This is a genomic window from Streptomyces sp. NPDC058371, from assembly GCF_042723265.1.
In the GTDB taxonomy this organism is placed as follows: domain Bacteria; phylum Actinomycetota; class Actinomycetes; order Streptomycetales; family Streptomycetaceae; genus Streptomyces.
The window spans coordinates 342085-356285 of record NZ_JBHXJC010000004.1 but is presented as its reverse complement, the minus strand read 5'-3'; the positions used below and the strand labels follow the sequence as shown (position 1 = coordinate 356285).

10 protein-coding genes are annotated in these 14201 nt (G+C 71.6%); 2 read left to right on the top strand and 8 right to left on the bottom strand.

The features are described from left to right. The first annotated feature begins 21 nt into the window (after positions 1-21). Together ACFWM2_RS16345 and ACFWM2_RS16340 are read left to right on the top strand one after the other, a co-directional pair. The gene (locus ACFWM2_RS16345; RefSeq protein WP_383279214.1) at positions 22-1566 is read left to right on the top strand and encodes an alpha/beta hydrolase; all 1545 of its coding nucleotides are present in this window, start codon (positions 22-24) and stop codon (positions 1564-1566) included. 114 nt (positions 1567-1680) lie between these two features. Continuing rightward, a complete protein-coding gene (locus ACFWM2_RS16340) occupies positions 1681-3237 on the top strand; it encodes an alpha/beta hydrolase (protein WP_383279211.1) in 1557 nt (518 codons plus the stop codon). 191 nt (positions 3238-3428) lie between these two features. On the opposite strand, the gene moeZ is transcribed toward ACFWM2_RS16340, so the two are convergent. The 8 genes from moeZ to ACFWM2_RS16300 form a co-directional block, all read right to left on the bottom strand. After that, entirely contained in the window at positions 3429-4607 is a 1179-nt protein-coding gene (moeZ, locus tag ACFWM2_RS16335) for an adenylyltransferase/sulfurtransferase MoeZ (RefSeq protein WP_383279208.1), read from the bottom strand. Positions 4608-4670: 63 nt separating this feature from the next. After that, positions 4671-5420 carry a spherulation-specific family 4 protein gene (locus ACFWM2_RS16330; RefSeq protein WP_383279205.1) on the bottom strand — a complete coding sequence of 250 codons (750 nt, stop codon included), beginning with the start codon at positions 5418-5420 and terminating at the stop codon, positions 4671-4673. Then, positions 5408-6370, bottom strand: coding sequence for an NAD-dependent epimerase/dehydratase family protein (locus ACFWM2_RS16325; RefSeq protein WP_383279203.1), 963 nt, complete (start codon positions 6368-6370; stop codon positions 5408-5410). Before ACFWM2_RS16325 ends, ACFWM2_RS16330 begins: the two co-directional genes overlap by 13 nt. Positions 6371-6692: 322 nt before the next feature. Next, a complete protein-coding gene (locus ACFWM2_RS16320; protein ID WP_383279200.1) occupies positions 6693-8111 on the bottom strand; it encodes a hypothetical protein in 1419 nt (472 codons plus the stop codon). Further along, on the bottom strand, positions 8111-9922 hold the full coding sequence (locus ACFWM2_RS16315; protein ID WP_383279197.1) for a DUF3492 domain-containing protein: 1812 nt from the start codon (positions 9920-9922) through the stop codon (positions 8111-8113). Before ACFWM2_RS16315 ends, ACFWM2_RS16320 begins: the two co-directional genes overlap by 1 nt. Positions 9923-10155: 233 nt before the next feature. Next, the gene (locus ACFWM2_RS16310; RefSeq protein WP_383279194.1) at positions 10156-11955 is read right to left on the bottom strand and encodes a dipeptide ABC transporter ATP-binding protein; all 1800 of its coding nucleotides are present in this window, start codon (positions 11953-11955) and stop codon (positions 10156-10158) included. Next, a complete protein-coding gene (locus tag ACFWM2_RS16305; protein WP_383279192.1) occupies positions 11952-12950 on the bottom strand; it encodes an ABC transporter permease in 999 nt (332 codons plus the stop codon). Before ACFWM2_RS16305 ends, ACFWM2_RS16310 begins: the two co-directional genes overlap by 4 nt. Further along, positions 12947-14200: an ABC transporter permease gene (locus ACFWM2_RS16300; protein ID WP_383279189.1), complete on the bottom strand. Its 1254-nt coding sequence runs from the start codon at positions 14198-14200 to the stop codon at positions 12947-12949. Before ACFWM2_RS16300 ends, ACFWM2_RS16305 begins: the two co-directional genes overlap by 4 nt. Between the last annotated feature and the right edge of the window lies 1 nt (position 14201).

Genomic DNA, 14201 nt, shown 5'->3' with positions numbered 1-14201 from the left:
GTGCGACCCCAGGATGGGATCATGCCGAACCAGCCCCGACTCCGCGTCACTGTCCTCACCGCCGCCGTACTGCTGTCCTCGTTGATGACCGGCTGCAGCGACGACTCGAAGGGCGACGAGGATCTGACGGCCCAGAAGCTGAGCTGGAAGGACTGTCCTGCACCGTCCGAGGCCGAGGGCGGCGGCAATGCACCCTCACCGCTGCCGGGTGGCGCCGAGTGGCAGTGCGCGACCATGAAGGCCCCGCTCGACTGGGCGAAGCCCAAGGGCGACACGATCGGCATCGCGCTGGTCCGGGCGAAGACCAGCGGCGACCAGAGCCGGCGCATCGGCTCCCTCGTCTTCAACTTCGGCGGTCCCGGAGGCTCCGGCGTCACCACACTTCCGGCCTTCGGTGACGACTACGCGAAGCTGCGTACGCGCTACGACCTGGTGAGCTTCGACCCGCGCGGAGTCGGCCGCAGCGCCGGCGTGAAGTGCGAGGACGACCAGCAGCTCGACGAGTACTTCCAGCAGGACGCGACGCCCGACAACGCGACCGAGCGGAGCGCGCTCCTCGACAACACCAAGCAGTTCAACACGGCCTGCGAGAAGAACTCGGGGAAGACCCTTCCGCATGTACGGACCACCGACGCGGCCCGCGACATGGATCTGATGCGGCAGGTGCTGGGCGACACCAAGCTGCACTACTTCGGCATCTCGTACGGCACCGAACTGGGCGGTGTGTACGCGCACTTGTACCCCAAGAACGTGGGCCGGGCCGTCTTCGACGGCGTCGTCGACCCGACACAGACGTCGGAACAGGGCTCCCTCGGGCAGGCGAAGGGCTTCCAGCTCGCGCTCGACAACTTCGCCGAGGACTGCACCTCGAAGGTGGACGACTGCCCGGTCGGCGACACCGCACAGGACGTCAAGGACCGTATCGCCAAGCTGCTCGCCGACCTCGACAGCAAGCCGATCCCCGGCGTCTTCCCACGTCAGTTGACCCAGACCGCCGCGACCAGCGGCATCGCGCAAGCCTTGTATTCCAAGGACTTCTGGCAGTACCTCACCCAGGGCCTCGAGCAGGCGTACGACGGTGACGGCAAGGTGCTGATGCTGCTGTCCGACTCGATGAACGGACGCAATGAGGACGGCCAGTACAGCAACATCACCGCGGCGAACGTCGCCATCAACTGCGCCGACGACAAACCCCGGTACACCGCGGACTACGTCGAGGGGAAGCTGCCCCAGTTCCGGGCCGCCTCACCGCTGTTCGGCGACTACTTGGCCTGGGGCATGGCCAGTTGCACCGACTGGGCGGTGGCCGGCGCCGCCGACCACCCCGATGTGAGCGCGCCGGGGTCGGCCCCGGTCCTGGTCGTCGGCAACACGGGCGACCCGGCCACACCGTACGAGGGCGCGAAGAAGATGGTCGACGCGCTGGGCAGCGGAGTCGGCGTCGAGCTGACGTACAAGGGCCAGGGGCACGGTGCCTACGACAGCGGGAACAAGTGCGTGCACAGCGCGGTGGACGGCTATCTGTTGGACGGAAAGGTGCCGCCCGCCGGGACCGTCTGCTCCTAGAAACTGCAGGTCAAAGCGTTATCCACAGGCCATCACGGTCGCGGCCGAGGGCGCCTACTATGGCGTGCAAGTGATCCGCGACTTCGGGCGGAGCACGGGCGAGGGGGGAAGCTCATGACACGTTTCGCACGATGGACGGCGGTGGCCGCCGCCGCGTTGCTGGTGGCCGGCTGCAGCGACAGCTCGTCAGGGGACGCCAAGGACAAGAAGAAGGACAGCGCCGCCCCGCCGTCCGCGACGTCTTCCTCGGACGCGCCGTCGGGGCTGCCCGCCTCGCTGACCTCCCAGAAACTCGACTGGAGCGGGTGCAAGGCCACCGCGGACTCCCCCGCGCCGGGCAGCGCCTGGCAGTGCGCGACTTTCAAGGTGCCGCTGGACTACGCGAAGCCGAAGGGCGAGACGATCGGCCTCGCGTTGATCCGGGCCAAGGCCACCGGCGGCCAGAGCAAGCGGATCGGCTCCCTCCTGTTCAACTTCGGCGGCCCCGGCGCCTCGGGCGTCTCCACGATGCCGTCGTATGCCGGCACGGCCGCCAAGCTCCACCAGCGCTACGACCTGGTGAGCTGGGATCCGCGCGGTGTCGGCGCCAGCGAAGGCGTGCGCTGTCGCGGCGACAAGGAGATGCAGGCCGCCGAGTCGGTGGACGCCACTCCGGACGACGCGAGTGAGGAGCAGGCGTACCTCAAGGACGCGACGGACTTCGGCAAGGGCTGCGAGAAGAACGCCGGCAAGCTGCTGTCGCACGTCTCGACGACCGACACCGCCCGCGACATGGATCTGATGCGCCAGGTCCTCGGCGACCAGAAGATGCACTACTTCGGCATCTCGTACGGCACGGAGTTGGGCGGTGTATACGCGCACCTGTTCCCGAAGAACGTGGGACGCGTGGTGCTGGACGCGGTCGTCGACCCCAGCGCCGACACCGTGGGTCACGCCAAGAACCAGACGAAGGGCTTCCAGCGCGCGCTGGACGACTACCTGAAGTCCACCGGCCAGGACCCGAAGCAGGGCTCTCAGAAGATCGTGGACCTGCTGAAGCGGATCGACGCGAAGCCGCTGCCCACGTCGACCGGCCGCAAGCTCACGCAGACGCTGGCCCTGACCGGCATCGTGCTGCCGCTCTACAGCGAGCAGGGCTGGCCCACCCTGACCAGCGCCCTGAAGACCGCGGAGAACGGGGACGGTTCGGAGCTGCTGACGCTCGCCGACGGCTACAACGAACGCGACGCCTCGGGGCACTACGGCACGACGACGCACGCACAACGGGTCATATCGTGCCTGGACGACAAGCAGCGGCTGACGCTCGAGGAGTCGAAAAAGCTGTTGCCGGAGTTCGAGAAGATCTCACCCGTCTTCGGCGACTTCATGGGCTGGGACACGGCGGGCTGGTGCCACGACTGGCCGGTGCCCGGTCAGCACGACACCCCGGAGGTCAGTGCGCCCGGATCGCAGCCCATCCTGCTGGTCGGCAATACCGGCGACCCGGCGACGCCGTACGAGGGTGCCCGCAAGATGGCCGACGAACTGGGCAAGGGTGTCGGTGTGGAGCTCACCTGGAAGGGCGAGGGCCACGGGGCTTACGGCAGTGGCAGCGCCTGCGTCGACTCCACGGTGAACAGCTACCTGTTGGACGCGAGGGTGCCGAAGGACGGGAAGGTCTGCGCCTCCTAACCACCGCCGCCTGCACCTGGGCGAGTGCGCCCGCGGGTGCACCTGCGGGCACGACTGCGGCTGCGGCTGCGGGCACGACTGCGAGTACGGCTCAGGCTGCGGGCGACCGCGGGCTCACGCCCGGACTGGCCAGGGCAACGGAAAGGGGCCCGGCACCCACGGTGCCAAGCCCCTCCGGAGAAAGCGGTCGCCTAGTAGACCGGCTTGTCCGGCTCGATCTGGTTGACCCAGCCGATCACGCCGCCGCCGACGTGCACGGCGTCGGAGAAGCCCGCCGACTTCAGCACGGCGAGGACTTCCGCACTGCGGACACCCGTCTTGCAGTGCAGGACGATCTTCTTGTCCTGCGGAAGGGTCTCCAGGGCGGTGCCCATCAGGAACTCGTTCTTCGGGATCAGCTTGGCGCCGGGGATCGAGACGATCTCGTACTCGTTGATCTCGCGGACGTCGATGATCTCGATGTTCTCGCCGTCGTCGATCCACTCCTTGAGCTGCTTGGGAGTGATCGTCGAGCCGGCCGCCGCCTCCTGGGCCTCCTCGGACACGACGCCGCAGAAGGCCTCGTAGTCGATGAGCTCGGTGACGGTGGGGTTCTCGCCGCAGACGGCGCAGTCCGGGTCCTTGCGGACCTTGACCTGGCGGTACTGCATCTCCAGGGCGTCGTAGATCATCAGGCGGCCGACGAGCGGCTCGCCGACGCCGGTGAGGACCTTGATCGCCTCGGTGACCTGAATGGAGCCGATGGACGCGCACAGCACGCCCAGCACACCGCCCTCGGCGCAGGAGGGGACCATGCCGGGGGGCGGGGGCTCCGGGTAGAGGCAGCGGTAGCAGGGGCCGTGCTCGGACCAGAAGACCGAGGCCTGGCCGTCGAAGCGGTAGATCGAACCCCACACGTACGGCTTGTTGAGCAGTACGCACGCGTCGTTGACCAGGTAGCGGGTCGCGAAGTTGTCCGTGCCGTCGACGATCAGGTCGTACTGGCTGAAGATGTCCAGCACGTTCTCGGCTTCGAGCCGCTCTTCGTGGAGGATCACGTTCACGTACGGGTTGATGCCCAGCACCGAGTCACGCGCCGACGCGGCCTTGGAACGGCCGATGTCCGCCTGGCTGTGGATGATCTGGCGCTGCAGGTTCGACTCGTCGACCTCGTCGAACTCCACGATGCCGAGCGTGCCCACGCCCGCGGCGGCCAGGTACATCAACGCCGGCGATCCGAGACCGCCGGCGCCCACACAGAGCACCTTGGCGTTCTTCAGCCGCTTCTGCCCGTCCATGCCCACGTCGGGGATGATCAGGTGGCGGGAGTACCTGCGGACCTCGTCTACGGTGAGCTCAGAAGCGGGCTCGACCAGGGGTGGCAGCGACACGGGGACTCCGTTGGTCGGTCAATCACTACAATTGTTCTCGCTGTAACAGTGCCACGCCCTTCTTCATTCCGAGACACCCGTTCCGATCCGCGAGACGATCTCGTCCCAGTAGCCGGGCATGGTCTCCCAGGGGTCGGCCCGTCCACCGTGGTCCGTGCGGTCGGTGAAGTAGATCGTCGAGGCCCCCTGCCAGCGCGCGATGCGCAGCGCTTCTTCGAGATGGCCGCGGGGCACCCCGTGGACGAAGTGGCAGAACCGCTCGGGCGGGTAGTCGGCGGTCCACTCGGCCACCTGGGACCAGCGGTAGTCGCTCCAGGGGCCGGAGTAGGTCACCAACTGGTCGGCGTTCTCGGCATATCCCGGATACGGGTGGGCGCCGTGGCCGAGCACGATGTGGGCGTCGTCGCGCAGCGCGCGCAGAGTGGTGACCGTGCGGCGGACCTCGCCGAGCGCGGCGCGTTCGGTCGGGCAGCGGTCCAGGAAGAAGCCGTCCACCCGATACCAGTCGAGATACCGGTGCGCGTCGGACACCAGCTCGCCGAAGGTGCGGGTGCCATGGGCGACGTCCAGGTTCCCGAGCACGCGGACTCCCGCGTTGCGCAGCCGTCCGGCCGCCTCCAGACAGTGCGGGTCGGGTCGCATGCCGGGCCCATGGGCCACATTCAGGACGACCCAGTGCAACGGGGTGCCGGGTCGGGTGAGTTCGCCCCACTCCAGCGGGGCCACAAGGGGGTGTGCGTATCCGGGGATGCCGAAGCCGAGCCCTAAGTCCGTGCTAGCGGTGCCCGATGCGGTGCTGGTCAGATACGACATGCTGCCTCCATCCAGATGTCGGCGAGGGATTCCTCCAGGTTGATCCGCGGTCGCCAGCCGAGCCGGTCGCGTGCGGTGCGCACGTCGGCCTGCTGCCAGCTGCCGCAGCCGTCCGGGTAGGGGTACGCGGCAGCGGGGCCCGCGGGGTCAGGCTCGCTGCGGGGGTGGCCGATGGTCGCCCTGAGCGGGCCGGGCGGTCCGTCGAGCTCGTGCAGCGCGCCGCCGTAGCCGGCCACGCGGGCGAGGACGGCGGCGGCGTCACGGAGGCGGACGGCGCGGCCGGATCCGATGTTGATGACGCCCTGGGCCGCGGAGAGCGAGGCGGCGTGGACGGCGCGGGCGACGTCGCGGACGTCGATGAAGTCGCGCTGGACGCCGAGGCCGCCGAGCTTGAGTTCGCCGTCGCCGGACTGCATGGCGCGGCGCATGGCCTCGGCGAGGCGGCCGAGCGGGGATCCGGCGGGGGTGCCGGGTCCGGCGGGGGAGAACACCCGGAGCACGACGGCGTCGAGGCCGGAGCCGAGGACGAGTTCGGTGGCGGCGAGTTTGCTGACGCCGTAGGGGCCGCCGGGGCGCGGTACGGCGTCCTCGGCCGTGGAGGAGCCGGGCTGGCTCGGTCCGTACTCGGCTCCGCAGCCGATCTGCACGAGCCGCGCTCCGCAGCCGCTGCGGCGAAGGGCTTCGCAGACGGTGGCGACGGCGACGGTGTTGTGCCGGGTCAGTTCGCGGGCTCCGCCGCGGGTGGCGCCCGCGCAGTTGATGACGACCCCGGGGTGCACCGCGTCGAGGAAGCGGGTGAGCGCGCCGGGGCTGCCCGAGGCGAGGTCGAACCGCACGTCGGCGTCGTCGCCGCGGCCGAGCGCGGTGAGCTGCACGGCCGGGTCGGCGAGAAGCCTGTCGGCGACGAAGCGGCCGAGATATCCGTTGGCTCCGATCAGCAGGACCCTCATCGGGCGGCTCCCGGGGCGGCTTCTCCGGTTCGGGAGGTGATCATCTGGCGTTCTCCTTCAGGGGTGGTGCCGTGGATCGGGAGGAAGGCCCGCGGTGTCGGCCCCGCGGGAGAAGAGGGGGCTGCTCGGGACGGTTGCTGTGTCCCGGGCGGCCGGCACGGCTCACGACGGTCAAGGACGTCGAGGGCCGGGGTTCGGGCCGTGGCTCACGGCGGTGGGGAAGCCGGGGGCCGGTCGGTCGCGGCTCACGGCGGCGGGGGACGCCGGGGGCCGAGGTTCGGTCGCGGCTCACGGCGGCGGGGGCCGGAGTCCGGGTCGCGGTTCACGGCGTCGCTCCGGAGGGCGTCGCGTGGGCCGAGGCTCGGGTCAGAGTGCGGGTGGAGTGGATCAGGAGGACGAGAGCGGCCGGACCGCACACCACGGCCGGGACGGCCCCGGGGCCCCACGCGGCGACGAGGCTCTCGACGGGCGTGGTCAGGAACGAGCAGCCGGGAAGGCGGCCCGCGAAGACCGCGGCCAGGGCGCCGGCCTCGGCCACGCCCGCGGCGCCGAGGACGACGGCCGGAGCGTGGCCGAAGCCGTGCACGGTGAGCAGCCGGGCGAGCAGGAGCAGTGCGCCGAGGGACCCGGCGCCGGCGTACGCGGCCGGCTCGCCCAGCGCCGCGCCGCACAGGGCGAGCAGCGCGGCCATGGCACACAGGAACAGCCCGAACACCCCGAAGACCAGAGGCTGTACGGAGGCGGCGAACTCTTCGAGGCCGCGGCTCGCGGTCAGCCTGCGGCGGGCCCGTACGGCGAAGAGCCGGGCGCACCAGGCGGCCGGGGCGCAGGCCAGGGCGAGGGCCAGGACGGGCGCGGTGGCCGGCGGCCAGAAGCCGTCGGGTCCGCCGTCCAGACCGGCGCGCAGCAGTCCGTCGCCGAGGAGGGCGTAGGTGAGGAGCCAGCAGGTCCATGCGCGGGTGGAGGTCGTCGTGCGGTTCGGGGCGCTGAGGGGACCGCGTCGGAGCGCTGCCCGGAGACCGAGTGCCACGGCGAGGGCACCGGCCGCGGCCACCGCGAGGCGCGGCTGTCCGTCGGTCAGGCGCAGCCCGATCACGGCGACCGCGCACAGGGCACCCGGCAGCAGTGCGAGCACGGCCCAGCGGGCGGACGTTTGAGGCACACCGGCCTCCGGGGGCGGCGGCGTCGGATCGCCGTCGCGTGCCACCCGTGCGTACATCTCCTCGGCCAGGGAGAAGACGTCCCGGTGCCGGAAGCGCGCGGCGGTCCGGTCGGTGACGCCGTGCGCCTCCAGACCCGCGGCGATCTCCAGCGGGTCCACGGCTCGTTGGCACAGTTCGCGGTGCCGGTGCATCAGGGCTTTCACCGGGTCCGCGGCGCCGCGCCGGCCCGGGGACCTGCGTACGCCACCGGCGCGACTCGCCTCCGGACCGACCTGCCCGACCTCGCCGACCCGTCGGTTTCCACCGGCCCCGGCGGCTCCGCCGACCCCGCGCGCTCCGCTCACCGCGTCGCGAGCCACATCCGTACCGCCGATGCCCTCGCGGGCCACGCCCGCCGTGTCGTCGGCGCTCACCAAGCTCACGCCCTCCACGCCGGCACTCCCCGAGCCATCCCGTGACGCGTCCGTGCGTGCGTCCATCTCGCCCACCCCCGCCGCATGCCACTCCTCCGACCGTGTGTCCCAAGCGCCGGCGCTGTTCGGTCTGCCCGGCCGGTCCAGTTCCCCCAGCTCGCTCATCACGCGCCCTCTCCCGCCGGGATGCGCACCGTGGCGCGTACCGGCGCGCCCGCCGCCCAGCGCGGGCGGCCCGCGGCCATGAGGCGGGGCTCGGTCCAGCGACCGGGCACGTGGGCCTCGGCCGGCACACCGAAGGGCAAGGGCTCCCCTGCCTCGTCGACGACCACGCGCCGCACCGGGGAGTGCGAGACGATCTCCAAGTAAATGCCGCGAAATGCCGTGATGTTCTGCTCGACGGTGAAGAGTTCCAGGGCTCGCGCGCGGGCGGCGGCGCCGAGGCGCGCACGGCGCTCGGGGTCGCGCAGCAGGGCCACGCACGCCTCGGCGAGCGCCCGCGGATTGCGCGGCGGCACCACCAGCCCCGTACCGCCGATGACTTCGACGACCGCGCCGACATCCGTGGAGACGGTCGCGCGGCCGCAGAACATGGCCTCGACCAGGCTGATCGGAAAGCCCTCGACCACGCTGGACAGCACGACCACGGCACCCGCCGCATACGCCTCGGGCAGGCTCGGGACCTCCGGGCCGCCGATCTCCTCGAAGGACACCGGGTTGTCGCCGACCGCGTGCACACCCTCCGCCTCGTCGGGGAAGAGCTGTGCGGCAAGGGCCTTGCAGTGGCCGAGGTAGGCCGTGCCCTCGGCGCCCGCCGCCGCTCCGACGATCCGCAGGCGCGTCTTCGGCTCCTCCTTGCGGATCTCCGCGAAGGCGTGCAGGAGGGACATCAGATCCTTGGCCGGCTCGATCCTGCCGACCCAGACGAGCGTGTCCGGGTCCGCGCTTCCGGCGCCCTCCGCGCTCTCGCCCACCTCGGCGAAGCGGGCGGCCTCCATGCCCGGGTAGACCGTGCGCAGCTTGGCGCGGTCGGCACCGCAGCGCTCCTGCCAGCGGCGGGCGTGCGTGTTTCCGGGCGTGACGAGGACGGCCCGGCGGTAGACCTCCGCGGCCAGATTGCCGTGGAAGGCGGCGAGCAGCGCCCGGACCGCGGGGGGCGCCTCACCGGATGCCAGGTAGTGCGCCCGCAGTTGTACGCCGTACTCCGTGACCAGCAGCGGGGTGCCGGAGAAGTGCCGCGCGAGCAGGCCGGGCAGTGCCGCGGAGCCGCCGGCCGCCGCGTGGCACAGATCGACCGAGCCGAGCCCGTCGTCCTCGTACCAGTCGAGGGAGAGGGGGCGCAGGGCCCGTTCGAAGTGGGCGGCGACCGCGAGCAGGTCGGGCACGCGGGCGGCGCGGGCGGAGCGGAGTGCGCCGGGAGCGCGACAGGCACTCTCCAGGGCGCGCACGGCGGCCTCGGAGCGCAGGGCCCCGACCAGTCCGCCCTCGTCGCGGGCGAGTTCGGCGAGTGCGTACAGGGCGTTGCCGAAACGGTCCGCCTCAAGGCCGTCAGGGACTTCCGAAACCCCGCGAGCCCCCTGGGCACCCGCGGTCCCGAGTGAGGCGCCCGTACTCCCCGGTGCGGTGTCCGTGGTCCCGGGCGAGCCGTCCGCGCTCCCCCGCGAGGCGTCCGCTCCCGGCGCCCCCGTCCCGCACACCGCCGCCGCCAGTTCGCCGTACGCCTCCGCGAAGCGCCGGCGCGCCCGCCGCCCGTGCACCACCCCGTCGTCCTCGGCCGTCCACAGCGGTGCCGTACGCACCCGGTTGACCTGAGGCGGCAGTTCGATCCAGCCCTCGTCCTCCTGCCGCTCGCTGCGGCTGAGCGCGTAGATGTCGAACTCATGCTGCCCGAGCCCGCGTACGAGCCGGTCGCACCAGAGCCTGGCATCACCGCTCACATACGGATAGCCACCCTCCGTAAGCAGTCCGATGCGCACGAGTGCACCCCCGATCTCCCGTATGGGGAGCCGCCGTTGACCCGGCGGCTCGCAGCGGGACGAACGTATGCGGACATGACGGTGGTGCGACGGACGGTTGTCCATCGCACCACCAAAAGGGGTGAACGGTCGTAACTTTCCCGCCCGGATCGCGTTCCGTCGCGCTAGGGGATCAAGCAGTTACATTTCGTGAGGTCACGGCGTCTCCGGCGAGCGCCGCCGCGAACCCCCGGCTACACCACCGCCAACTCCCGTCGAGCGGTGCGCCGTTCCGCGGCGACCTGCGGATCGAGCGCCGGTACGGCGGCGAGGAGCTGCCGCGTGTACGGGTCCCGCGGGGACTCGTACACCTCGTCGGCGGGTCCGTGCTCGACGATGCGTCCGCGCCGCATGACCGCGACCCGGTCGCTGACCTGGCGGACGACCGCGAGATCGTGTGCCACGAACACCAGAGCGAGCCCCAGTTCGCGCTGCAGCTCGGCGAGCAGGGCGACCACCTGCGCCTGGGTGGTGACATCGAGCGCGGAGACGGGCTCGTCGCACACGATGGCGCGCGGCTCGGCGGCGAGCGCCCGCGCGATGCCCACGCGCTGGCGCTGTCCGCCGCTGAACTCGTGCGGATAGCGGTCGTAGTGCGCCGCTTCGAGCCCCACACGCTCCAGCAGATCCCGTACGCGCCCCCGAATGCGCTCCTCACTCAGTGCGCCCCGCGCGCGCAGCGGATCGGCGATCGACTCGCCCACGCTGCGCCGGGGGTTGAGGGAGGAGACGGGGTCCTGGAAGACCATCTGCACGGCCGGGTTCACCCCTGAGCGTTCACGCCCCTCGTACCGGACCGACCCGGCCGTCGGCTCCTGCAGCCCCACCAGCATCCGGCCCAGTGTCGTCTTGCCGCTGCCGCTCTCGCCCACGACGCCCAGGGTCTCGCCCCGGTGAATCACGAGCGACACGTCGTCCACCGCCGCGAACCGTCCCTTGCCGCGGCCGAATTCACGCCGCAGACCGACCGCTTCGAGCACCGGCACCACCTCGTCCGAGGCATCCGCGGCTACGGTCCGCGACGCGGCGACGGCCGCGGCGGCCTCGGCCCGCGACACACCGACGACCGCGGCTTCGCTCCGCGACACGTCGACGACAGGGCCTTCGACCCGCGACACGTCAGCGACCGCCGCTGCAGTCCGCGACACCTCGCCGACCGCCGTTGCGACCCGCGGCGCGTCGACGCGGGGCACCGCGCCCAGCAGCTCCCGGGTGTACGCCTCCCGCGGTGCGCCGAGTACCGCGCCGACCGGGCCGTGTTCGACCGCACGCCCGTGGCGCATGACGAGCACGTCGTCGACGCTCTCGGCGGCGACCCCGACGTCGTGCGTCACCAGCAGCAGCGCCAGTCCGGTCTCCTCCCGCAGAGTGTGCAGAAGGTCGAGGATCTGGGCCTGGACGGTCACGTCGAGCGCGGTGGTCGGCTCGTCCGCGATCAGCAGTTCCGGTTCGCAGGCCAGGGCCATGGCGATCAGGGCCCGCTGGCGCATCCCGCCGCTGAACTCGTGGGGACGGGCCCGGGACTTCCGTGCCGCTCCGGCGATCCCCACCCGGTCGAGCACCTCGACGGCACGCGTGCGTGCGGCCCGCCGGGACACCCGGGTGTGCACCCGGTACACCTCGGCGATCTGGTCGCCGACGGCGTAGTACGGGTCGAGGGACGACAGCGGGTCCTGGAAGACCATGGCGGCCTTCGCGCCGCGCAGCCGCCGCAGTTCGTCGTCGGAGGCAGCCCCCACGTCCACACCGGCCACCCGCACCGAGCCGTCGACGTGCGCTCCCGTGCCCCGGTGCAGGCCCAGCAGGGCGGACGCGACCGTCGACTTGCCGGATCCGGACTCGCCGACCAGTGCAAGCGCGGTGCCCTTCTCCAGCCGGAAGGAGAGCCCGTCGACGGCGCGCAGGTCCCCGAAGGCGACCGAGAGATCACCGACTTCCACCAGGGCGTCGCCGGGACGGTCGCCGCGACTCCCGCCGACTTTCACCGAGCTCATGCGAGTACCACCCGTCGATCGGCCACCGCGTACAGCACGTCCGCGACGGCGTTGGCGAGAACCACGAAGAAGCCGACGACCAGGACCATGCCGACGACCACCGGCAGGTCGACGACGTTCACGGCGTGCACCAGTTCCTGGCCGATGCCGGGCAGTCCGAAGAGCGTCTCGGTGAGCACCGCGCCGCCGACCGCCGAGCCGACGTTGTTGGCGTTCAGCGCGATGACCGGCGCGAACGCCCCGCGCAGCGCGTGCCGCCCGATGATCGACCGCTCGCCGACGCCGTACGCGCGGAAGGTCCGGATGTGGTCCTCGGCGAGCGTCTCCAGCATCGACGCCCGGGTCAGCCGGGCGAACGCGGCGGCCTCGATGAGGGCGAGCGAGAACCAGGGCAACAGCAGGTTCCACGCCCACTGCTCGGGGTCGTCGTTGAAGTTGACGTATTGCGGGAAGGGCAGCAGCTGCAGCTGGCCGCAGACGACGATCATCAGCACGAGGCCGATCACGAACACGGGAGTGGCCACGCCCACGAGCGTGATGCCGGTCAGCAGGCGCTCGGTGAGCCGGCCGCGCCGCCACGCGGAGAGCACGCCGGTGCCGACGCCGAGGACCAGCCACAGCACCATCGAGCCGAACACCAGCGACAGGCTGACCGGCAGTTTCGTCAGGATCAGCTGCGTGACCTGCTGGTCGGTCCGGTACGACAGGCCGAGGCAGGGCGCCGAGCAGTGCTGCACCGACGTACCCGTGGAGTAGTCCTGGCCGACGAAGATGCCCTGGAGGAAGTGCCAGTAGCGCACGTACAGCGGGTCGCCGAGGTGCAGTTGCTGGGCAACCTGGTGGACCTGCACCGGCGAGCAGCGCGGGCCGCAGGTGATCTGGGCGACGTTGCCGGGGGTGGCGTAGAAGACCAGGTAGATGATCACCGAGATGGCGAGCAGGGTGACCACGGTGCCGATGGCGCGGCGCAGCACGAAGCCGCCGAAGCCGTTCACGTCCTGACCTCCGTCGTCGCGCTCTCATCCGCCGACGCGGAGCCCGCACCGGCCGACCCAGCACCCGCATCCGCCGACGCGGGGCCCGCACCAGCCTCCGCATCCGCCGACGCGGAGCCCGCACCGGCCGTCCCAGCACCCGCATCCGCCGACGCGGAGCCCGCACCAGCCTCCGCATCCGCCGACGCGGCGCCCACCCCCGCACCCACCCCTGCGTCCGCCTTCGCGTCCACCTTCGCGTCCACCTTCGCGTCCGCCTTCGCCTCGCGCTTGCGCCCCGTGCCGACGCGCAGCCGCGAGGCCGCGCGCGGGTCGAGTGCGGTCCGTACGCCGTCACCCAGCACGGTCAGTGCGAGCACGGTGATCAACAGGGCGCCGGCCGGCAGCAGCAGGTACTGCGGTGCCGCCTGGTACCAGACGTCGGCGGCGGTGAGCATCTGTCCCCACGAAGGCGTCGGCGGCTTCACGCCGACCCCGAGGAACGACAGGGCGGCCTCGACGGTGATGTTCTGCGGCACGAGAAGGGCGGAGTAGGTGATGACGGGCGCGCCAAGGCCGGGCAGCAGTTCGCGGCGGGCGATACGCCAGGCGCCCCAGCCGCTGAGCCGGGCGGCGGAGACGTAGTCGAGCCCCTTGAGGGTGAGCGTCTGGGCGCGCACGATCTTCGCGATGCTGCCCCAGGCGATCAGGCCGATGACGAGCGCGACCAGCACGGGCCGCGGGAAACTGCTGGGCACGATGGCCAGCAGCGCCAGCGACATGATCATCAGCGGCATCGCGACGATGATGTCGGTGGCCCGGCTCAACAGTTGATCAACCCATCGGTTCCCGAGCGCCGCCGCGACGCCCACCACGACACCGATGAAGACCTGCACCAGCGTGGCCGCCAGCGCGACACCCAGGGAGACCCGGGCGCCGTACACCAGCCGTGCGAACAGATCGCGTCCGGTCTGCGGTTCGACGCCGAGCCAGTGGTCGCCGCTGATGCCACCGAGAGATCCGACGGGGACGCCGCCGCGCGCCGAGTCGATCAGCAAGGGGTGGTACGTGGTCGGGTCCTGCCCCTCGATCGCGGTGAGCAGCGGCGCGGCGAGCGCGACCAGGACGAGCAGCGTGACGACGACTGCCGCGACGAGGGCGGCGCGCTGCGCACGCAGCCGCCGCCAGAACTGACGGGCCCCCGAGGCGGGGGCGAGCACCACGTCGGTGCCCGCCCCGGCGGCCTCCGAGGCCACAAAGGCCTCACTCATC